Origin of the sequence: Microbacterium meiriae, from assembly GCF_040686935.1 — a bacterium.
Lineage (GTDB): Bacteria > Actinomycetota > Actinomycetes > Actinomycetales > Microbacteriaceae > Microbacterium > Microbacterium meiriae.
In genome coordinates this window covers 176364-197139 of record NZ_JBFBMF010000001.1, presented here as the reverse complement: position 1 = coordinate 197139, position 20776 = coordinate 176364, and the positions used below count along the sequence as shown (strand labels likewise).

General features: G+C 71.9%; 19 protein-coding genes. 7 read left to right on the top strand and 12 right to left on the bottom strand.

The features are described from left to right. Nucleotides 1–11: 11 nt before the first annotated feature. The 3 genes from AB0P08_RS00935 to AB0P08_RS00925 form a co-directional block, all read right to left on the bottom strand. A complete protein-coding gene (locus AB0P08_RS00935) occupies nucleotides 12–434 on the bottom strand; it encodes a nuclear transport factor 2 family protein (RefSeq protein ID WP_363587550.1) in 423 nt (140 codons plus the stop codon). Between the two features lie 142 nt (nucleotides 435–576). After that, entirely contained in the window at nucleotides 577–1365 is a 789-nt protein-coding gene (locus AB0P08_RS00930; RefSeq protein WP_363587548.1) for a MoaF C-terminal domain-containing protein, read from the bottom strand. A 589-nt stretch (nucleotides 1366–1954) separates the two neighbouring features. Further along, nucleotides 1955–2911: an AraC-like ligand-binding domain-containing protein gene (locus AB0P08_RS00925; protein WP_187663531.1), complete on the bottom strand. Its 957-nt coding sequence runs from the start codon at nucleotides 2909–2911 to the stop codon at nucleotides 1955–1957. Nucleotides 2912–3016: 105 nt separating this feature from the next. Here AB0P08_RS00925 and AB0P08_RS00920 point away from each other — a divergent pair, with 105 nt between their 5' ends. Continuing rightward, nucleotides 3017–4159 carry a DUF998 domain-containing protein gene (locus AB0P08_RS00920; RefSeq protein WP_363587546.1) on the top strand — a complete coding sequence of 381 codons (1143 nt, stop codon included), beginning with the start codon at nucleotides 3017–3019 and terminating at the stop codon, nucleotides 4157–4159. A 24-nt stretch (nucleotides 4160–4183) separates the two neighbouring features. Here the strand turns inward: AB0P08_RS00920 and AB0P08_RS00915 are convergent, their stop codons facing one another. Next, nucleotides 4184–5041: a MurR/RpiR family transcriptional regulator gene (locus tag AB0P08_RS00915; protein WP_363587544.1), complete on the bottom strand. Its 858-nt coding sequence runs from the start codon at nucleotides 5039–5041 to the stop codon at nucleotides 4184–4186. Nucleotides 5042–5143: 102 nt separating this feature from the next. Between AB0P08_RS00915 and AB0P08_RS00910 the strand changes: the two genes are divergently transcribed. The 3 genes from AB0P08_RS00910 to AB0P08_RS00900 all read left to right on the top strand — a co-directional run bounded on the left by AB0P08_RS00910 (nucleotide 5144) and on the right by AB0P08_RS00900 (nucleotide 7715). Next, nucleotides 5144–6034: an N-acetylglucosamine kinase gene (locus AB0P08_RS00910; RefSeq protein ID WP_363587542.1), complete on the top strand. Its 891-nt coding sequence runs from the start codon at nucleotides 5144–5146 to the stop codon at nucleotides 6032–6034. Further along, the gene (murQ, locus tag AB0P08_RS00905; RefSeq protein ID WP_363587540.1) at nucleotides 6024–6956 is read left to right on the top strand and encodes an N-acetylmuramic acid 6-phosphate etherase; all 933 of its coding nucleotides are present in this window, start codon (nucleotides 6024–6026) and stop codon (nucleotides 6954–6956) included. Before AB0P08_RS00910 ends, murQ begins: the two co-directional genes overlap by 11 nt. Nucleotides 6957–7052: 96 nt before the next feature. Then, nucleotides 7053–7715: an SDR family oxidoreductase gene (locus AB0P08_RS00900; RefSeq protein ID WP_363587538.1), complete on the top strand. Its 663-nt coding sequence runs from the start codon at nucleotides 7053–7055 to the stop codon at nucleotides 7713–7715. A gap of 28 nt (nucleotides 7716–7743) precedes the next feature. Here AB0P08_RS00900 and AB0P08_RS00895 read toward each other — a convergent pair whose 3' ends face one another. Together AB0P08_RS00895 and AB0P08_RS00890 are read right to left on the bottom strand one after the other, a co-directional pair. Beyond that, entirely contained in the window at nucleotides 7744–9732 is a 1989-nt protein-coding gene (locus AB0P08_RS00895; protein ID WP_363587536.1) for a primary-amine oxidase, read from the bottom strand. Between the two features lie 103 nt (nucleotides 9733–9835). Continuing rightward, nucleotides 9836–10420: a TetR/AcrR family transcriptional regulator gene (locus tag AB0P08_RS00890; protein ID WP_363587534.1), complete on the bottom strand. Its 585-nt coding sequence runs from the start codon at nucleotides 10418–10420 to the stop codon at nucleotides 9836–9838. 65 nt (nucleotides 10421–10485) lie between these two features. On the opposite strand from AB0P08_RS00890, the gene AB0P08_RS00885 reads away from it, so the two are divergent. Beyond that, on the top strand, nucleotides 10486–11019 hold the full coding sequence (locus AB0P08_RS00885; RefSeq protein WP_363587532.1) for a hypothetical protein: 534 nt from the start codon (nucleotides 10486–10488) through the stop codon (nucleotides 11017–11019). An 18-nt stretch (nucleotides 11020–11037) separates the two neighbouring features. Here AB0P08_RS00885 and AB0P08_RS00880 read toward each other — a convergent pair whose 3' ends face one another. From AB0P08_RS00880 to AB0P08_RS00855, 6 genes are all read right to left on the bottom strand, one after another. Beyond that, nucleotides 11038–12249 (bottom strand): multidrug effflux MFS transporter, encoded by a 1212-nt coding sequence (locus AB0P08_RS00880; RefSeq protein ID WP_363587530.1) that lies wholly within the window; start codon nucleotides 12247–12249, stop codon nucleotides 11038–11040. After that, nucleotides 12246–13229 (bottom strand): alpha/beta hydrolase, encoded by a 984-nt coding sequence (locus AB0P08_RS00875; RefSeq protein WP_363587528.1) that lies wholly within the window; start codon nucleotides 13227–13229, stop codon nucleotides 12246–12248. The genes AB0P08_RS00880 and AB0P08_RS00875 overlap by 4 nt, the downstream gene beginning before the upstream one ends. After that, the gene (locus tag AB0P08_RS00870; protein ID WP_363587526.1) at nucleotides 13226–14197 is read right to left on the bottom strand and encodes an alpha/beta hydrolase; all 972 of its coding nucleotides are present in this window, start codon (nucleotides 14195–14197) and stop codon (nucleotides 13226–13228) included. The genes AB0P08_RS00875 and AB0P08_RS00870 overlap by 4 nt, the downstream gene beginning before the upstream one ends. A 23-nt stretch (nucleotides 14198–14220) precedes the next feature. Then, nucleotides 14221–15180, bottom strand: a complete 960-nt coding sequence (locus AB0P08_RS00865) for an aldo/keto reductase (RefSeq protein WP_363587524.1) — start codon at nucleotides 15178–15180, stop codon at nucleotides 14221–14223. A gap of 8 nt (nucleotides 15181–15188) precedes the next feature. Then, nucleotides 15189–16289, bottom strand: coding sequence for a zinc-binding dehydrogenase (locus tag AB0P08_RS00860; RefSeq protein WP_315637484.1), 1101 nt, complete (start codon nucleotides 16287–16289; stop codon nucleotides 15189–15191). A 96-nt stretch (nucleotides 16290–16385) separates the two neighbouring features. Beyond that, nucleotides 16386–17120, bottom strand: coding sequence for an SDR family NAD(P)-dependent oxidoreductase (locus AB0P08_RS00855; RefSeq protein ID WP_363587522.1), 735 nt, complete (start codon nucleotides 17118–17120; stop codon nucleotides 16386–16388). A gap of 99 nt (nucleotides 17121–17219) precedes the next feature. On the opposite strand from AB0P08_RS00855, the gene AB0P08_RS00850 reads away from it, so the two are divergent. Both AB0P08_RS00850 and AB0P08_RS00845 read left to right on the top strand, forming a co-directional pair. Further along, the gene (locus AB0P08_RS00850) at nucleotides 17220–18182 is read left to right on the top strand and encodes an aldo/keto reductase (RefSeq protein WP_363587520.1); all 963 of its coding nucleotides are present in this window, start codon (nucleotides 17220–17222) and stop codon (nucleotides 18180–18182) included. A 1006-nt stretch (nucleotides 18183–19188) separates the two neighbouring features. Next, the gene (locus tag AB0P08_RS00845; protein WP_363587518.1) at nucleotides 19189–20718 is read left to right on the top strand and encodes an ABC transporter substrate-binding protein; all 1530 of its coding nucleotides are present in this window, start codon (nucleotides 19189–19191) and stop codon (nucleotides 20716–20718) included. Nucleotides 20719–20776: the final 58 nt, after the last annotated feature.

Below are 20776 nucleotides of genomic sequence, written 5' to 3'. Positions count from 1 at the left end.
GGGTCGTGCTGTCAGCTCGAAGGCTGAGTCTCGGTGCTCGTCGACGGCGCGCGCAGGGCGCGGTTCACGAGCTCCGTGTCGGTGAACTGCTCGAAGGCGACGATCTCGCCGCCCGCCACACGCCAGACGTGGGCCACCCGGGCGGCGAAGAACCGCCCGGTGCGCTTGTAGGTGCCGGAGTAGGTGCCGATGCCGACCACGACGTCGCCGCCGTCGACGACCTCGTCGATCGCGACGGTGTAGTCGTCCCACTCCTCCTGGATGCGGCCGAAGACGTTCTCGGCGACCGCGTCCCGGCCGATGTACGTTCCGGCGTAGGGGAATCCGGCGGCCTCGGTCCATTCGATGTCGGCCGCGAAGGGCGCGAGCATGCCGTCCAGGTCGCCGCGGTCGTTGGCGGCGTAGTGGTCGCGGATCAGGTCTGCGTTGCTCATGTGCTCTCTTTCCGTGGTGGGTCGCTGCGCCCGTCTGGGTCCCTGAGCCTGTCGAAGGGCCCTGCGCCCGTCTGGGTCCCTGAGCCTGTCGAAGGGCCCTGAGCCCGTCTGGGTCCCTGAGCCTGTCGAAGGGATCGAAGGGTCAGGCGGGCTGTGCGTCGGGGTAGGCGACGGCGCCCAGCGGGTAGATGTGTCCGCCGGCGCGGGAGTGCTCGGACTCGCCGTCGCCGTTGAGTCCGAGGAAGATCCCCGTCGTCATGAGCTGGTAGCCGAGGTCGTGAAGCCAGACGCTCGCCACCGCGATCCGGAACTCGCGGAAGCAGAACAGGTACAGGCCGTTCGCGAACTTCCACACCGTGGAGAGGTCCATGTCGCCGTGACCGCGCTGGACGCCCTCGAGGCACTGCCACGCGTAGCGCTGGCTGGAGACGTAGACGTGCTCGTACAGGTGGTGGGGGCTGTAGCGGTAGATGTTCCGCTTGCCGATGAGGTCGCGGCTCGGACCGGGGACCTCGCCGGTCGCGGGGCCGGCATCGGTGGTCGCGGCCCAGAAGTCCTGCCCCACCTGCGGGGTGCCCTCGACGGCCTCGGCGGCGATGCGGGAGCGGATGACGGTGGCGCGGTGGGTCGTGGTGGAGAACACGACGGTGAGGGCTTCGCGCTCGCGGGTCTCGAAGGGGATGTTCACGAAGACGACGTCGTCACGGACGCGGACGGCGTCGTACGGGTCGCGACCGGAGGAGCCCAGGCCCTCCCAGACCACGGAGTCCTCGTCGAAGCTCAGCGCGAGCGTGGTGTCGTCGTCGAGGGTGAGCGTGAGCGCGGTTCCGGCGAGCATCGTGTTCGGCAGGCGGAACGTGTCGATGCCCGCGGCGAACTCGTCGTACGTGCGCCATTCGTCCAGAGCGGGGTCGGCGGAGATGTCGGTCATGAGGGTCCTGACGTCGCACACGGCGGGGCCTCGTCGCCCCGGGCACCGCGTCGTCGCGATGCGCTTGCCTCATGCTCCGGCCGGCCCGGGGGAGCCCTCAAGCGCGCGGAGTCCATCCCGCACCGAGAGTCAACCGGCGTGCCCTCCCGGGCAAGCCCCGTCCCCGCGGGGCCCCGTACCGGTTCCGTCCCCCGGTTCCGTCACCTGGATCCGCCCCTGGCCTCCGTGCGGGATCAAAACCGCCCCTGCCGGACGCGAGTGGGGTGCCTTCCTGATCCCGCACGGGCGTCCCGCCTGCGGCCACCCCGGCGCGGGACGGAAAACGCCCCTGCCGGACGCGTATGGGGCGTGTTCCTGATCCCGCACGCTGGAGTCGTGTCCTCTGGCGCGCGGGAGTCGTGTCTCCCGCGCACGGCGTGCCGCTCGTCGGTGCGGGATCGAAAGTGCCCCTGCCCGACGGGAGTGGGGTGCGTTCTTGATCCCGCACGCGGGGCTGGGGTGGAGGCGCGGGATCAGGGACGTGCGCGAGGCGAGCGCTGGCGGGGCGGTTTTGATCCCGCGCGCGACGGGGAGAACGGGAACAACAGGGTCAGTGGGTGGCGCGGTACTCGCTGGGGGAGACGCCGAAGGCGGTCTTGAACGCGCGGCTGAAATGCGCCGCGTCGACGAAGCCCCAGCGGGCGGCGATGGCGGCGACGGGGCGGTCGGCGAGCATCGGGTCGAGGAGGTCGCGGCGGCACTGCTCGAGGCGGCGGGTGCGGATCCACGTCGACACGGTCACCCCCTGCTCCTGGAACAGTCCGTGCAGGTGGCGGGTGGAGATGAAGTGCGCGGCGGCGATGGAGGCCGGTCCGAGGTCCGTGGAGGCGAGGTTGCGGTCGATGTGCGAGCGGATCCGCTGCATGAGGGCACGGTGCGGGTCGGCGGAGACCTGGTCGAGACCGAGCTCCCGCGTGAAGACGGTGGTCACGAGGTCGAGGGCGCTGTGCGCGAGCCGGGCTCCCGTCGTGCCGGCGAGTTCGTCGAGGTTGCCGGCGAGCTGCGTCAGGTACGGCACGACCATGCCGCCGAGCCCTTCCTGACCCGAGATGCGGACGGCCGTGAGCTGCCCGATCATGTCCGGCGGGAGGCTGATCAGGTGCTTCGGGAACATGACGACCATGGTGCGGAAGTCCTGGTCGAAGACGAGGGAGTACGGCCGATCGGTGTCGTAGACGGCGAGGTCGCCGGGCTGCAGCACGGCCTCGCGGTCGTCCTGGATGAGCAGGCCCGTCCCGGCGAGCATCAGGCTCACCTTGAAGTACGAGCGGTCCCCGCGGGCGATGAGCTCGGTGGTGCGCTCGACGACGTGCGAGGTCGCGCGGATGTCGTTGACGTGCACCTCGTCGACGGCGGCGCCGCGGATCACGCCGCGGAACTGGTCGGCGCCCGCGGTGGACACCTGCAGCGGGACGAACGACTCGGAGACGGCGGCGCGGAACTCGCTGATGTTGCGCGCGACGAGCGTGGACACCGATTCGGCGGGGGTGGTGAGGGCACCGTTCATGACTGATCACCTCGGGCTGGTGGGAACGACGACGTTGTATACGATCCGTTCCGTGATGCTACCACCGGCGACGATCCTGCGGGGGTGCCGTCTAGGATGTGGTCCGTGAACGGCGGGATGATGTCGACGGTGACGCAGCGGATCCGGCAGGTGCTCCGCCAGGTGCGCGGACCCGCCACCTCCGACGCGGTGTTCGAGGCGACGGCGCTGATCGTCGGTGCGGCGTTCCTCCTCGTCGGGTTCCTCGTGGCGTTGCCGGTGTTCTGGGGGCGGGAGCTCTCGATCAGCGGCACCGGCTCGATCGGTATGTTCGCGGCCTACGGCGGCGCGATCGCGGCGGCGCTCGCCTTCGCCCTGGGGCGGCTCGCTGTGCGGGTTCCGGAGCCCGACCCCACCCGCGCCAGGGACGGATTCGCGGTACCCGGCGACCGCCTGCGCTGGTACGACCTCGCCGCCATCGCCTTCGCGCACGCCGCGATCGCCTACCTCGGCTGGTTGGGGATCGCGCAGCTGCTGGAGCAGAGCTTCGTGGACGCCCCCGTCTTCGCGTTCCCCGGCGCGATCCTGGTCGCCGTGGCGTTCGCGCTCACGGGCTACGTCGCCTTCCTCAGCGCCGTCGCTCTGACGCCGACCGTGCTGTCGCTGGTCCTGGCGGTGTTCCTCGTCGTCGGGGCGTTCGCGGCGATGCTGGCATCGAGCGACGTGCACTGGTGGCGCGACAACCTGTCGGCGCTGGGCATGAGCAGCAACAGCGCCTCGGTGGCCTTCAACGTGACCCTCATCATCGCGGGGATCATGGTGACGACCATCTCGCGCTATGCGACGGCGGGGCTGCCCGTCGACGATCCGGTCGACCGTCGTGGCCGGACCATCGTGCGCGGCGGGCTCATCCTGATGGGCATCTTCCTCGCGTGCGTCGGGATCTTCCCCGTCGACGAGTTCTTCGGCCTGCACAACACCGTCGCGACGGGCATGGTGGTGGTGTTCGCGGTGGTCGTCGTCGGCCTGCCGTGGTTCGTGCGCAGCATCCCGCGCGTCTTCGTCGGCCTCGGGTGGACGTACGTGCTGGTCATCGTGCTGCTCGGGGCGTTCTTCGCTGTCGGCTACTACAACCTCACGGCGGTCGAGCTCATCGCGGCCGTGCTGATCTTCAGCTGGATCATCGTGTTCCTGCGCACGGCGGGGACGATGGGCGGTCACGCGCCGCGGGCCGACGCCCTGACCGCTCCCGATGCCGTGATCCGCTGACGGGACGAGGGCTCGGCGCCGACGTCAGTCGCGGAGGAGGCGCGTCGCCTGACGCGTGCGCTGCAGGGCGTCGACGGTCTCGGCGTACCGCCGCTTGGCGACGCCGATGAACAGGCAGTCCACGAGGGCGAGCTGCGCGATCCGGCTCACCATCGCCCCGGCACGGAAGGTCGACTCGCGCACCTCGGTGAACAGGGCGTGGTCGGCGACCTGGGCGAGAGGGGAGTCCTTCACGGAGGTGACGGCGACGGTCGTCGCACCGTTGGCGACGGTGGCTTCGAGGAACCGCACCGTCTCGATCGTCGACCCGGCGTGCGAGAACCCGATCGCGACGGTCGTGCCCACGGGGAGCACGGCGGCGGCGATCGCCTCGTGGGGGTCCGAGAGGACGTGGGCGTTGCGGCCGACGCGGAGCAGCTTGTGCGCGAGGTCCTCCGCGACGAACTGACTGGCGCCGATGCCGTAGAGGAGGATCCGGTCGGCGCCGTCGATAGCAGCGACGGCTGCGGTCAGCACAGCGAAGTCGAGCTGGCCGACGGTCTCCTCGATGGCGAGGAGCTCCAGGGCCGCGAGCTTGGAGACCGCCTCCTCCAGAGAGTCCTCGTCGGAGATCTCCGAGCCGTAGGCGCCGCGGGCGGAGAACTGCGCGGCCTCCTTGCCGAGCTCGGTGGCCAGGGCCATCCGCAGCGGCGCGTATCCGGTGAAGCCGATCGCGCGGCAGAACCGCACGACGGAGGCGACCGAGGTGCGGCACTCCTCGGCGAGCTCGCTGATCGTCTTGTCGATCACGAGGCTCGGATTCTCCCGCACGGCGGCCGCGACGCGCGCCAGCGACGGGGGCAGGGTCGCAGCGGCGGCCTCGATCGTGGACTGGATGCTCACGGTATCCTCCGGAACGGCGGAACGGGATGGTAAATTCTTTTCAGCGAGTCTATGTGTTGTGTAGTCGCTTTTCTTTCTTTCCGCCGGATCCGAGGAGTGCCGATGAGCGAGACGACCGCCACCGTCGACCTCGGCAAGTCCCGCTGCCGCCTCGTCGTGCACGGCGCGACGGCCGGGGAGCGCTCCGGGATCGGAGCGCCGGGCCTCGCCGCGGCGGGCGGAGTGGAGGCGGCGCTCACCGCGATTCTCCCGCTGCTCGACGGTGTCGAGCGCATCGACACGCTCGGCGTGGGGGCGGCCGGCGCCTGGTTCGCCCCGGAGGCGGCCGCGGAACTCGCCGCCGCGCTCGCCGCACGGACCGGAGCGCGCGTGGCCGTGGCGTCGGACGTGGTCACCGCCCATGCGGGCGCTCTCGACGGCGCGGCCGGCGTGCTGCTCATCGCCGGCACCGGAGCCGTGGCGCTGGGCGTCGACCCTTCCGGTGCGCGTCTGGTCGACGGCTGGGGTCCCGAGCTGGGCGACTTCGGCAGCGGATCCTGGCTCGGCCGCGAGGCGTTGCGCGCCGTGCTCCGTGCCCACGACGGGCTGGCCGCGCCCACCGCTCTCACCACGGCGCTCGCCGCCCCCGTCGGCCCGCCCTCGGCCGTGCAGGCCTGGCTCGCCGCCGACGGAGCTCTCGCCCGCCGCCTCGCGACCCTCGCGCCCCTCGTGCTCGCCGCCGCCGCAGACGACGACCCCGTCGCCCGCGGGATCGTCGAGGAGGCCGTCCGGCTCCTCGCTGCGACGACCGCTGCGGCCGCCGGGCCGACCGCGGACGTCGCACTGCACGGCGGCCTCACCGACCACGACGGATTCCGCGCCGCCCTCGCACGCGCGCTCGACGGGAGCGGCCGTCGGGTCGTCCCCGCGCGAGGCGGCGCCATGGACGGGGCCCTGCTGCTGACCCGTCGCCTCGACCTCCCCCATGAAAGGTTCGTGCACCGTGCCGAATGACCCCCGTCTGACCACCCTTCTCGCCGAGCTCGCGGGCCTGGACACCGAGGCCTCGTCCACCGAGCGGGGCGATCTCGACCTGCTGAGCACCACTGAGCTCGTCGAGCGCATGAACGCCGAGGACCGTCGGGTGCCCGAGGCCGTGGCGGGTCGCACGGCGGAGATCGCGGCGGCGGTGGACGGCATCACGGAGCGCTTCCGACGCGGCGGTCGCCTCATCTACATCGGTGCGGGCACGGCAGGTCGCATCGGCGTGCTCGACGCGAGCGAGTGCCCGCCCACCTTCGGCACCGACCCGTCGATGGTGGTCGGACTCATCGCCGGCGGGGAGACGGCCATCCGCTCGGCGGTGGAGAACGCGGAGGACGATGATGAGGCCGCGGCCCTCGCCCTGCGCGACCTCAACCTCACCGAGCGGGACACGGTGGTGGGCATCTCGGCATCCGGCCGTACGCCCTACGTCATCGGCGGGCTGCGGTACGCCCGGGGCCTCGGCGCCCTCACGGTGGCGATCGCCTCGAACGCGGGGTCGGCGATCGGCGCGGAGGCCGACATCGCGATCGAGGTCGTCACGGGGCCGGAGTTCATCTCGGGCTCCACGCGGCTGAAGTCCGGCACGGCCCAGAAGCTCGTCGTGAACATGCTGACGACGCTCTCGATGATCAAGCTCGGCAAGACGTACCGCGGGGTCATGGTCGACCTGCTGGCCACGAACGAGAAGCTGCACGCGCGCTCGATCCGCACGGTGTCGCAGCTCGCGGGTGTGGACGTCGACGCCGCGTCCGCCGCGCTGCAGGCCGCGGACGGTTCCGTCAAGCTCGCGCTGCTCCTGCTCGCGACGGGCGCCTCCGCCGAGGCCGCCGCTGAGGCGCTGGCCGCGGCCGACGGCATCCTCCGCGACGCGATCGCCGCCCTCGCCTGACCCGCTCTCCCCTCGGTAGGGATGAGAAACGCGCCTGACGGGAGCGATCGGGGCACCTTTTCGCACCCGCGACGGCCCGCCCGCTAGCGTGAGGGCATGCCCCTCGCTCTCGTCACCGGCGCCGCGCGCGCGAACAGCATCGCCGCGGGTATCGTCCCGCGGCTCCGTGCCGACGGCTGGACCGTCGTCACCAGCGACCTCGACGACGCCGATCACCCCGCCGACCTCTCCACCGCCGACGGGCCGGAGCGCCTGATCGCCGAGGTCGCGGAGGCGCACGGCCCGATCTCCGCGCTCGTCCTCAGCCACGCGCACGACGTCGAGTCCGGCGTGCTGGACACGACGGCTGAGAGCTTCGACCGGCACGTCGCCGTGAACGCGCGGGCGAGCCTGCTCCTCATCGCGGCCTTCGCCCGGCAGGCCGAGGAGGGCGGCGCGATCGTGGCACTCACGAGCGATCACGTGACCGGGAACCTGCCCTACGGGGCCTCCAAGGGGGCGCTGGACCGGCTCGTCATCTCGGCCGCGCGGGAGCTCGGTCCGCGCGGCATCTCCGCCAACGTCCTGAACCCCGGCCCCATCGACACCGGATGGATGGACGAGGAGACCCGCGTCGGCCTCGCCGGGATGACACCGCTCGGGCGCCTCGGCACCCCGGGTGACATCGCCGCCGTCGTCTCGTTCCTCGTCTCGGACGAGGGGCGCTGGATCTCCGGTCAGCTCCTCCACGCCGACGGGGCCTTCTCCGCCCGCTACTGATCGCGCGGCGGAGCGGCCCCGGGAGCGCTCAGTGACCGCAGGCGCAGGAGTCGCCGCCGCAGCAGGAGTCCGTCGCCGTCGCGCCGCCGTGCGCCTGCGAGGACTCCGGCACGTCCATGGCGGGGTTCTGGTCGAGGAAGCCGTAGGGCTTGAACCAGAATCCCGCGTAGTCCACGGGCATGATCGGCCAGTCCTCCGGGCGCGGGAAGTGCGTGAGGCCGAAGGTGTGCCACAGCACCATGTCCTCGCCGTCGATCCGGCGGTCGTCGGCCGTGTACTCCGGGAGGCCGGCGCCGCCCTGGTGCGCGTTGGGGTAGCGCCCGGCCGGCCAGATCTGCCCGTGCTCGTACCGGGTCGCCCAGAGGTGCTTCGTGGCGAAGGCCGCGCGCGCGGCGACGGAGGAGGCGGGGTCGGCCATCAGCAGGGCGGTCGGCTCCGGGACGAGGTGGTAGGCGGTCGGGCGGCCGACGTGGTTCGTCCGCGAGGCGCTCTGCACCTCCCACACGCGGGCGGCGGAGGAGTCGGCCTCACGCTGGGCGGCGTGCTCGGTCTCGAGCACCGTCTCCGACCAGGTGAACGCGTTGCCGAACGGGTTGTCCGGCCCCATCGGCACCCGCTGCGCGTCCACCTCCACGAGCCGGTTGTCCTGGCCGTCGATAGCCACGTCGAGCCGCGCGCAGAACAGATGCTGGTGGACCGGGGCGAAGACGCCGGGGGCGAGCTCGGTGGCGTGCTTCTGACGGACGCCCGGCTCCCCGGCGCCGGCGAACACGATGCCCGTGGCCTTGGCGACGACCTCGATGGAGCCGTCCAGTCCGAAGTTCCAGTAGAAGCCGTAGTCGTAGTTGCCGATCGTGGAGAAGTACGAGACCACGAAGCGCCGTGAGCGCCGCACGTCGGACCGTCCCGAGAGGTCGGTGTGCTTCCAGAGGATGCCGAAGTCCTCCTCGTGCATGCAGATCACGTTCGGGATGCGCACCGGGTGGCCGTGGTCGTCGGCGACGTAGCCGTCGAGATACCGGATCACGCCCAGGCAGTCGCAGCCGAGCTCCAGGTGGTTGGCGTTCTTGCCGAGGAGGTACTCGCCCGCGTCGAAGTAGCTGATCCAGAAGCGCCCGGGGGCGGTGTCGCCGTACGGCACTACCATCTCGGGCACGCTCGCCCGGTGCAGCACGGAGCGCCCCTGGAACGACACGTCGTGCAGGACGAGGCCTTCGCGGGCGTTGAAGCCCACGCGCATGGACCAGCCTTCCCACTCGACGAGCGATCCGGACACGGCGAAGCTCGGCCCGTCCGGCTGGGTGATCTCGATGGGCCGCAGCGTCGTCCGTGCCGCGCCCTGCACTTCCGGGTAGTAGTTGCCGTGCCCGGCGGGCACCGGCACGTCGCCCTCGTCCTCGACGCGGATCACGCTGTCCGTGGTGAGGTCGATGTGCACGATCAGCCCCTCGACGGGGTGGGCCCACGGGGAATCCTGCTCGTCGTATCGGAGGAAGGTGAGGGACCGGATCACGCGGCGGCCCACCTCGTCGGCCCGGCCGGTGTAGCCCGGGGCCAGGGGGGAGCAGAAGGCGAGGTCCATGTGGTCCGCCAGGCCCCGCCGCCGCATGGCCGCCTGCCAGTCCGGGGACGCCTTGGCGATGGCCTCTGCCCGCTCGTACTCCTCGAACAGGTACTGCGGCTGGCCGTACGGCGGGGCGTCGTTCGGCACTCGCTCCTGCCGCACGACCTCGCCACGGGTGATCGAGACGATCACCTCGGTCGCGACGCCGGTGGCGGTGTCGAGCAGCGTCACGTCGACACGGCGGTCGATGGCGGAGCCGGGGCGCCAAGCCGCGAGCTCCTCCTTCGTGGCTTCGTCGGGGAGCAGCATCGGCACGCGGGTGGTCGCCGTCAGCAGGCCGGCCGCGTCGAGCACCGCGCGGGCGGCGGCGATCTCGGCACCGGTGAGCGGGTCGAGCGGGTGCGGGACGGCGATCGGCTCGAGGGAGACGGGCTGGGGGGAGTGCGGGGACATCGTTGACCTCACTATTTTCGAGCAAGTGCTCAAGAAACGGGTTGGCACGATGATACGACGGCGCGCGCGAGCGCACAACAGGGGCGCACCAGCGGGGTCGAGGTCAGCGACGCCAGGGGGCGAGGATGCTGTCGAGGACCGCGAAGTGCGCCGCCGCCGTCTGCGGCTCGGTGACCTCGACGACCTGCTGGCCGTACGTGATCGAGCGCAGGAGGGCGAGGAGGTCGCCGGTGGGGGTGTCCGGGCGCAGCTCTCGGTCGCTCACCGCCTCCTCCAGTGCCTCGCGGACGCTGCCCTGCCACGTCGCGAGGGTCGGCGCTCCGGCGTCAGGAGTCGGGGCGAGGGTGGCCAGGCGCCCCCAGAAGCCGACGACGACGTGCGCCTCGGTGCGAGTGCGCTCGTCGACGGGGAGCACCTCGCCCATCAGGGCCCGCAGGCGCGCCAGGCCGCGGAGTCCGCCCGTCGCCGCGGCGATGCGCGCGTCGGTGCGGCGGGTGACCTCGGCCGCGGCGGCCCGGACGACGTCGTCGAAGCCGTCGAAGTAGTGCCACAGCGAACCGGTCGCGACGCCGAGCTCCTTCGCCACCGCCCGCGAGGACACGCTCTCATGACCGTCTCTGGCGGCGACGACGAGCAGCGCGTCGGCGATCTGACGGCGACGCTCATCATGGTCGACGATGCGGGGCACGTGCTCATTGTGTCGTATGACGAGGGGTCTCGCTTTTTTGAGCGAACGATCAATATACTTCGGCTGTGGACCTCCTGCTCCCGGCAGCATCGTGGCTGATGGCGGCGGCGGCGCTCGTGTCGGCCGGCGCCTGCCTCGCTGCGCGGCGGGCTGTGCCGTGGCAGGGACGCCAGGCCGCGGTGGTGATGGCGGCGGGGATGCTGCTGATGGCGACGGGCGGGACCGGGCCGCTGGGTGCCCTGCTGATCGGTGCCCTGCTGCTCGTGTCCGGCATGATCGGCACGATGGGCGTCCGCGGGGCGACGTCCGCGGCCCCCTGCTGTCACCGCGCTCTCGGATCGCTCGTGATGGCGATCTGCGCCTTCCACGGCGCGGCGGGATCGGTCGGTCAAGGCGTGGTGGCGTCCGCGGGGCACGGGGGTCATGGACTCGGCGGCGCGCTCGGCGCGCTCGTCCTCCTCGGCACTCTCAGCGTCGTCGCCTGGACGATCGCCGCAGGGTGGCGGACGACGTCGCATCGGGGCCGCGCCGCCCGGCTGCTCGCGGTGGAATCCTGGGCGATGGCGATCGGGGTCGTCGCGATGAGCATCGCGGGCTGACCGTCCGGTGCGAGGCTCTCACTCCCGCGCCGCGGGGCGGACGAAGGCCCAGGCCGCGATCGCCGCGACGGCGGCGGCCAGGGTCATGGTGACCGCCATCGTGACGGCGTTCGTGCCCACGATCCCGGCGGCGACCGGGGCGAGCACCGGGCCGAACAGGAACGACGACATGCCGAGCAGCGCGGACGCCGTCCCCGCCCTGGCGCCGTGATGCGCGAGGGCGAGTGTCTGGCCGTTCGGGCCGCCGAGGCCCGCGCACAGCATGAACCCGACGAGTGCCGCCACCACGCCCGCCACCCCCGTCCCGCTCAGTGCCAGGACGAGGAAGGTCGTGGTCGCGACGAGCGTCGCCGTGACCCCGCCGAGGTAGACGCGGAGGGGGCCGAAGCGGCGCACGACCAGGCGGCTCGACTGGCTGCCGACGATGCTCGCGAGGGCGCCGGCGGCGAAGGCGAGACTGAAGCTCTGCGGGCTGAGGCCGAACTCGTCCTGCAGGACGAAGGACGACATCGAGAGATAGGTGAAGAACGCCACGCCCGCACCGGCGGAGGCGCACAGGACCGCGGCGAAGAGCCGGTCGCCCAGCACGGCGCCGGCATGCGCCCGCAGCACGCGGAGGCCTCCGCCGTGGCGCGCCTCCGGTCGCAGCGTCTCCGGCAGGAGGAAGACGACCACGAGCAGCAGGATGACGCCGATCCCGCTGAGCACCCCAAAGATCCCGCGCCAGTCCATGATGCGGGCGAGCTGGCCGCCCACCACCGGCGCGATGATCGGCGCGGTGCCCGAGACGAGGAACAGCAGCGAGAGCATGCGGGAGAGCTCGATGCCCTCGAACTGGTCGCGGGCGATCGCCAGGCAGATCACGATGCCTGCCGATCCCGCCAGCCCCTGCAGGAAGCGGGCGACGAGCAGCAGCTCGATGGTCGGGGCGACCGCGCACACCGCGGAGAGCACCGCGAACGCCGCGACGCCGACCAGCAGCGGCAGACGTCTACCCAGCCGGTCGCTGAGGGGACCGGCCACGAGCTGCCCCAGGCCGAGGCCGATCATGCACGCCGACATGGTCACCTGCGCCAGGGCCTCGGTCGTGCCGAGCGACGCCGCGAGCTGGGGGAGCTGGGGCAGGTAGAGGTCCATCGACAGCGGACCGAAGGCTTCCAGCATGCCGAGCACCAGCATCGCCCGCAGCGTGCCCATCCGCGCGGGCTCACCGCGCGCCGGGAGGCTCATCCGCCCAGGCGCAGCACGCGGCGCAGCCAGCTCTCCCGCGCGGCCACCGCGGCCTGCGAGACCTCGGCCTCGGGGGAGAACCCGGAGAAGCCGTGGTAGCCGCCCGCCCAGACGTGCAGTTCGGCCTGGCCGCCCGTGGCCCAGATCCGCGACGCGTAGGCGACGGCCTCGTCGCGGAAGGTCTCGGCGGCGCCCACCTCGATGAACGCCGGAGCGAGTCCCGACAGATCCGTGGCCCGGGCCGGCGCCGTGTACGGCGACACGCGATCGGTGAACCGGTCCGCCCCGGCGATCGCGTCCCACGCGGTGTCGTTGTTGTTCCGGTCCCAGGCGCCGAAGCCGTCGTACTGGCGGCTCGACGGGGTGTCGTTGCGATCGTCGAGCATCGGGCAGCCGAGGAGCTGCCCGGCCAGCCGGGGCCCGCCGCGGTCGCGGGAGAGCAGCGCGACCGCCGCCGAGAGTCCGCCGCCGGCGCTCTGCCCGGACGCGATGATGCGGGAGGTGTCGATGCCGAGCTCGTCGGCGTGGGCGACCATCCACTCCAGTGCCGCGTAGCAGTCCTCCGCCTGCGCCGGTCCGGGGTGCTCCGGGGCGAGACGGTACTCGACCGCGACGCCGACGACACCGTGCCGCTCGGCGAGGTCGATGAGCTCGGCGGTGCCGAAGAAGCGCGTGCCGAGCACCATGCCGCCGCCGTGGATCGACAGCACCGCCGGTGCCGGGTCTGCGGGCGCCTGCGCCGGGCGCACGATGGTGATCTCGAGGTCCGGAGCCCCGACGGGGCCGGGGATCACCCGGTCCTCCCACGCGACGGCACGGCCGGCGGCCTGCACGGCCATCGGCGGGATGATCGTGGCGAAGTGATCGCGGTTGGCGTGGATGGTGTCCGCGCGCAGCGGGATGACCTCGACGAGGTCGACGAAGGCGTCGAGTCCGGCGACGAGCTCCGGGTCGTAGGGCACCGGCTCCGGCGTGCTCATGCGGCGGTCCGCCAGATCCGTCGCAGCCAGGAGGCGCGCGCGGCGAGGGCGGCGCGGGTGATCTCGGCGTCCGGCATGTACATGTCGAAGCCGTGGGCACCGCCGCCCCAGACGTGCAGTTCGGCCTGACCGCCCGTCTCCCAGATCCGGAGGGCGTACTCGGTGTCCTCGTCGCGGAACATCTCCGCCTCTCCGACCTCGATGTAGGCGGGCGGGAGGCCGGAGACGTCCGTCGCGCGGCTCGGAGCGGCGTAGGCGGGGGCTTCGGCGCTGAACGCGAGCTCCTCGCCGAGGACGCACGACCAGGCGAGGAGGTTCATGTCGCGCTGCCAGGTGCCGATGCCGTCGTACTGCCGACTGGCCACCGTGGTGTTGGTGTTGTCGATCATGGGACACAGCAGCAACTGCCCGGCCATGACGGGGCCCCGCCGATCACGCGCCAGCAGGGCGACGGCCGCGGTGAGGCCCCCGCCTGCGCTGCCGCCGCCCACGACGATGCGCGCGGGGTCGATGCCGAGCTCCGTGGCGTGGGTGTGCGTCCACACGAAGGCCGCGTAGCAGTCCTCCACGCCCGCGGGGTACGGGTCCTCCGGGGCGAGGCGGTACTCGACGTTCACGGCCACGACGCCGTGCTCCGCGACGATGTCGACGACTCGAGCCGTCTCCCAGGAGCGGTGGCCGACGATCATGCCGCCGCCGTGGATGTTCACGAAGCCGGGGAGCGTCGAGGTCTCCGAGCCGGCGGGGCGGAAGATCGTGACCTCGATGTCCGGTGCTCCGGGCGGGCCGGGGATGACGCGGTCCTCCCATGTGATGTCCCGGCCGGCGATCACGGCGTCGTTGTCCGGGAACATCCGGTCGACGCCGTCGCGCGGCAGGGTCTCGCGGGTGAGGGCGGGCTGCGGGTTCTTCGCGATCTCGTCGAGCACGGCCTGCACGTCGGGATCGAAGGGGACGGGGATGGTCATGGTTCTCCTCGGGTGGGACGGCGTCAGGGGCCTTCGGGGTCGACGACCCCGCGGTCGGCCCAGAAGGGCTCGACGAGACGGCGCAGCTCGGCGGCGCCGACGCGGTCGACGAGGGCGGCCGCGTCGAGGTTCGCCCGCAGCTGCGCGACGCGGGAGGCGCCGAACAGCGTCGTCGTCAGGACGGGGTGGGTGAGGGTGAAGGCGATGCCGAGCTGGGCCGGCGTCACGTCGAGATCCTCCGCGACCGCCGTGAACGCGGGGACGTCGGCGATGATCCGTTCGCGGATGCCGCCGGGGTCGCGCCCGATCTGCCGGTCGCCGTTCACCTTCCCGGCGAGGATCCCGCCCTCCAGGCAGTCCGAGGCCTGCAGCGTGAGGCCCTGCTCCCAGAGGCGCGCGAAGGGCTCGCCGTCCGGGATCGACCGCCGCGAGACGCTGTACTTGAGCTGCGCGATCTGCGGACCGGGCACGCCTTCCGCGGCGGCGAGGTCGATCAGGGTCTGGATGCTCGCCGCCGACCAGTTGTTCACGCCCCACGCGCGGATGAGGCCGGCGTCGGCGAGCGCGGCGAGGTCGAGCACGAGATCGCGCAGCTCGAGGTCGTCGCGGCGGAGGTCGCCGAGGATCACGAGGTCGGCGTGCTCGACTCCCACCCGCATCAGCGCGTTCTCGAGCTGTGGACGGAAGCCGTCGGCGCCGAAGGCCTCGAGCCAGAGCTTCGAGGACAGCAGCCACTCCTCTCGGCGCAGCCCGGCCGCGTGCACCATCGCCGAGAAGATCACGTCGGTGAAGACGGGCGGGGCGCCGGGTGCGGAGTACACGCCCACGTCGAAGAGGTTCACGCCGCGGTCGGTGGCCTCGCGGAGGAGCGCCACCGCGTCGGCGAAGTCCATGCGGTCGTAGGTGTGCCAGGAGCCGAGGGAGAACAGGGAGGCGTGCAGGCCGCTGCGGCCGATCTCGCGGAGGGGGAGGGGAGTGGTCATGGTGCTCCTCAGAGGCTCGGGTCGATGACGGCCTTGACCTCATCGAGGTGGTGCATGTGGGCGATCTTCGCGGAGGCGTCGGCGAGGCCGACCGGGGCGCTGAACAGGTCATCCCAGGGGAAGCGGTCGGCGAACGCCGTGAAGAAGTCGATCGCACGGGCGTAGTCGGAGATGTCGCCGTTGAGCGAGCCGACGACCGTGAGCTCCTTGCCCATGATCGTGCTGAGGGCGAAGCCGTCTCCGGCCGGACCGGTCGAGCCCACGATCGCCACGGTGCCGCGTTGGGCGGCCATGCCGACGGCGTCCGGGCCGACGCTCGGGGCTCCGGCGAAGTCGAACACGTGGTCCGCCCCCTCGCCTCCGGTGAGCGCCAGGACCTGGTCGACGACGGGCCCGTCGCGGAAGTCGACGACGGCGTCGGCACCGAAGCGGGCGGCGAGCTCCAGACGAGCCGCGGGGGCGCCGACGGTGATGACCTGCCCCGCACCCGCGATCCTCGCGACTGCGGTGGCGAAGATGCCGAGGGCGCCGGATCCCTGCACCACCACGCGGGAGCCGGGACGGATCCGGCCGGCCCGCTCGAACGCGCGGAGGACGGTCTTCGCGGCGCAGCCCGCCATGGAGGCCCAGGTGTCTTTGACGGTCGCCGGGAGCAGGAGCGTGGCGGCACCCGGGGTCACGTACGCGTACTCGGAGAGCCCGGCCGTCGCGAACGGCGGAACGTCGGCGCGCTGGAGGAAGCCGTAGCCGCGGCGGGAGCACGCGACCGGCTCGCGCAGCACGACGCAGCCGTGGCACTCGCCGCAGGTGGACTCCGACCAGCCGATCCGGTCGCCGGGGGAGAGCGGGCGGCCGAGCGCGTCGCGGGTGTCCGGCCCGGTGGCCACGATCTCGCCGACCATCTCGTGACCGAGGACCATGGGCAGCATGCCGGGGAACGACATCTTCCCCTCCCAGATCTCGATGTCCGTGCCGCACAGCGTCGTGCAGGCGATGCGGACGAGGGCGGCGCCGGGTTCGATCTCGGTGGGCAGCGGGAGGTCCTGCAGGGTGAGCGGCTCGCCGTGCGCGGTGAGCACCGCGGCGCGGGTGGTGGTGGGGAGGGTCATGGGTTCTCCAGTCGCGGGACGGGTGGCGGGATCGAAGACGGTCCTCCGCGGTGCCAGGGAGGGGCGGAATCGATCCCGCACGGAGGGGGACGGGGGTCAGACCAGGAGCTGGCCGCCGTCGACGGGGACCGAGACCCCGGTGATGTGGCTGGCGGCATCGCTCGCGAGGAAGAGCACGAGCGGGGTGACCTGGTCGACCTCGGCGATGGTGCCGAGCGGGATGCGCGATTCCCAGGCGGCGCGGGCATCGGGGTTCGAGGCGAAGTCGGCGGTCAGGGGCGTGAGCACGGGACCGGGGGCGACGGCGTTGACGCGCACCCCGGAGCCGGCGAGCTCGATGGCGGCCGTCCGGGTGAGCGCGTCGACCGCGGCCTTCGTGGCCTCGTAGTGTCCGAGGCCCGGGGTGGGCTGCCGGGCGCCGATGGAGGAGATGTTGACGATGGCCCCGTGGCCGGCGGCCGCGAGCAGCCCGCCGAAGACCCGCAGCATGAGGAACGTGCCGCGGACATTGACGCGCAGGGCCGCGTCGACCGCGTCGACCGCGACCTCCTGGAGCGTGCCTCCGCCGGCGACGACGCCGGCGTTGTTGACGAGGACGTCGAGCCCGCCGGCGTCCGCGAGCTGCGCGGCGGCGGTGGTGACCGCGCCCTCGTCGGCGATGTCGAGGGGGAGGGCGGTGGCGCCGATCTCGGCGGCGACGGCCCGGGCGGCCTCGAGGTTCACATCGCCGAGGAACACCTCGTCCCCGGCGGCGCGGAAGGCGCTGGCGATGCCGCGGCCGAGCCCGGAGGCTCCTCCGGTGACGAGGATGCGGCGCGGGGAAGCGGTCATGGTCGTCCTCACTGACGGTGTTCCGATGGGATTCCTCCGTTATATTCTACAAACATAGAAAAACACAACCCCGTGCCCCGAGACGGCGAAGGAGCCCTCATGCCCGATGTGACATACCCCCGCAAGCCGCTGTCTCCTCGGGGTGCGACGGTGCCGCCGCTCGCCCTCGGATCGTGGAACACCTGGGACCGCACGGGCTTCGACGATGCCGTGCAGCTCATCCAGCGGGCGGTCGACCTCGATGCCGGATTCTTCGACATCGCGTACTACAACATGGGGCCGCATGCCGAGAACTCCCGGACCGACATCCTCTTCGGAGAGGCCTTCCGGGTGAGCGGGGTGGACCGTGCCCAGGTCGTGCTGTGCGGCAAGATCTGGCTCTGGGACTGGCCGCACCAGGGCTTCCGGGCACAGATCGAGGAGTCGCTCGAGCGGGCCGGCCTCGACCGCTTCGACACCCTCGTGGTGGGGGACTACCTCGACGCCCCGGACATGCCGCGACTCGTCGCCGACGTGAACGCCCTCATCGCCGACGACCTGGTCGACTCGTGGGGGATCAACAACTGGCGGATCGCGGACACCAGGGCGGCGCTCGCCGAGGCAACCGCTCAGGGGGTGGTCGGCCCCGCGTTCGCGCAGCTCAAGTACGGCATCGCGCGCCGGGCCATGGCGGAGGGCGACGCCTACGGGCCCCTGTTCGCCGACGGAACCCTCGCGCTGCAGGCCTCCGACGTGTTCGAGGGCGGAATCCTCGCCACGGGGCGGATGCCTCAGCGCAAGATCGGTGCCGATGTCGGAGGTATCCGCGAGCGGATCCTCGCCGTGTACCCCGAGGTCGCGCGGGTCGCGGGGGAGTTCGGGGTGACGCCGGCTGCCCTCGGCATCGCCTTCTGTCTGGCGAACCCCGCGACGGCCAACGTACTCTTCGGTGCCTCCCGCGTCGCGCAGCTCGAGGACAACCACGCCGCCCTCGCCCTCGCCCGAGACCACGGCGCCGAGGTCCGCGCCGCCCTCGCCGACTGCCGCGTCGACCACGCCGTCCGCCCCGACGGCACCTGGTGACCCCGTATCTCCCAAGGCTTCCCCCTCCCGCTTCCCAGCGTCCGGGATCACTTCCGCACCTCGCGCACGCCCCGCAGGCCCGTTTCTGATCCCGCCTCGCTCGGCCCCCGCCTCCCACTCCGCCCCCGCGTCCCACTCCGCGTGCGGGACCATTTCCGCACCTCGCGCGCACCCCACAAGCACGTTCCTGATCCCGCACTCGCTTGGCCCCCGTCCCACTCCGCCCCCGCGTCCCGCTCCGGGCGCGGGATCAGTTCCGCACCTCGCGCGCGCCCCACGGGCACGTTTCTGATCCCGCAGGGCCTGACGTTCTGTGCGCCGATTCGAAAACGCGCCGCGTGAGGAGGGCGTGCGGCCGATTCTGATCCCGCTTCTGGTGGCGGTCGCCGGGCGCGCCGCTCGTGCGCGACCGGACCGCTCTCTGGAGCCTCCGGATCAGAAGTGCTCCTCGTGTCCGCAGCAGATCGGAACTGCTCCTCGCCTCCGCGCCAGATCGGAAGTGCCCCGCGCACGCTCCGGATCAGAAGTGCTCCTGGGGCCCGGGTGGGCGGTGCGTTCTTGATCCCGGGAAGGGGTGCGGTGGCCCTCGGGGGTGGCAGTGTGGCCCGTTCGCGCCGTCGCTCACCCCGGTGCGGGATGAAAAAGGGTGCCGAAGAGGCGTCGCCGAGGGGCGTTTCTGATCTGGCTGGACGGGTGGGCGCAGTGGCGGGATCAGAAGTGGGCCGCGCGGGGAGGAAAGGGGTGCGTTATTGATCCCGGTACCCGCACCTGCACCCGCGGGGTGCGGGCGGGCGGGGTACGGGACGGGGCGGGATGTGCGCGGGGGAGCAAGGCGGGTGCGCGCTGAGGCATCGGTCCGCGCGGCCAGAGGAAGAAACGCGCTTGCGCTCTTTTTCCACGCATGTAGACTAACCAGCACGACACATCGAAGTGGCGTCGGTCCCGGTCTCCGGTCAGCGGCTCTTCGAACCTTCTTCACCACCCCCTGCACCCGAGAGAAGGAACCATGAAACGAATGCCCCTCGCGGTCGCCGCCGCCGTCGCCGCGACCCTCGCACTCGCCGGCTGCAGCGGCGGCGGAACGCCCTCGCCGTCCGAGGGCGGCGGCGCCGAAGGCCCCGACGCCCTCAACATCGGCAACTTCCTCGACGTCACCTCGTGGGACCCGTCCCTCGCCGACATCGGCTTCGACGGCCCCTACCTGTCCGCGGTGTACGACGCCCTGATCGCCCTCGACGCCGACGGCACCCCGATCCCGTCGCTCGCGACGAAGTGGACCGTGGCCGACGACGACCTCAGCATCGACCTCGATATCCGCACCGACGCCGTGTTCAGCGACGGCACCCCGGTCGACGCCGACGCCGTCGTCGCGAGCCTCGAGTACCTCAAGGCCGGCGCCCGGTCCGGTGAGGCCTACGTCAACGCGAAGGGCTTCGAGAAGGTCGACGACGACACCGTCCGCATCGCCCTCACGCAGCGCGACGACACGATCCTCTACCTGATGGGCCTCGGCCGCAGCTACGTCATGCCCCCGGCCTCCATCGAGGCGGGCACGCTGGGCAGCGACCCGGTCGGCTCCGGCCCCTATGTGCTCGACAGCGACACCAGCGTCGCGGGCGCCGAGTACCACTTCACCAAGACCGAGGACCACTGGGACGCGAAGACGTACCCGTTCGCCGAACTCGCGATCTACCCGATCACCGACGCGACCGCCCGGCACAACGCGATGCTCAGCGGTCAGATCAACGTGCAGTACGGCGATGTGGCCAACCTCGACCAGGCCGAGCAGCAGGGCTGGAACACCGCCCAGCGCGTCTCCGGGTGGGCGGGCCTCGTCATCACCGACCACACCGGCGCGAAGAGCGAGCCCCTCGGCACGCTCGAGGTCCGCCAGGCGCTGAACTACGCGTTCGACGGTGCGGCCGTCCTCGCGGCGGTCGGCAGCGGTGCGGGCGTGGCCACCAACCAGGTCTTCCCGGACGGCGGCGACATCAACGACCCCGAGCTCAACGATGCCTACGCGTTCAACATGGATAAGGCGAAGGAGCTCCTGGCCGACGCCGGCTACCCGGACGGCTTCGACATCTCGATGCCGATGTCCCCGATCTTCGAGATGTGGAAGCCGTCGGCAGAGCAGGCCCTCAACGAGCTCGGCATCACGGTCACCTGGGACAACATGCAGATGCCGGACTATCAGCTCAACGCCCCGAACTACCCGATGTTCATCTCCTTCCTCGCGATGGACGGCAACGACGTGGCCACCGTCTCCCGGCAGCTGACGAGCGTGCAGTGGTTCAACCCGGAGCCCGACTACGCGCAGAACGAGGTCATCGCCCCGCTCGTCGAGAAGGTGCAGACGGAGCGCGGCGACGCGCAGACCGCCGCCATCAAGGAGCTCAACGAGGCCCTCGTCGACCAGGCCTGGTGGTCGGTCTGGTACCAGGCGAACAACATCTACTACACGGCGCCCGGCATCCAGCTGCAGCCCGTCGTGGGGATGATGTTCCCGACGCTGCGGTACATCACGCAGGGCTGAACGCCCGTCGGGGCGGTCGCCACGCGGCCGCCCCGGCACCCCTTCCCTCCTCCTCACC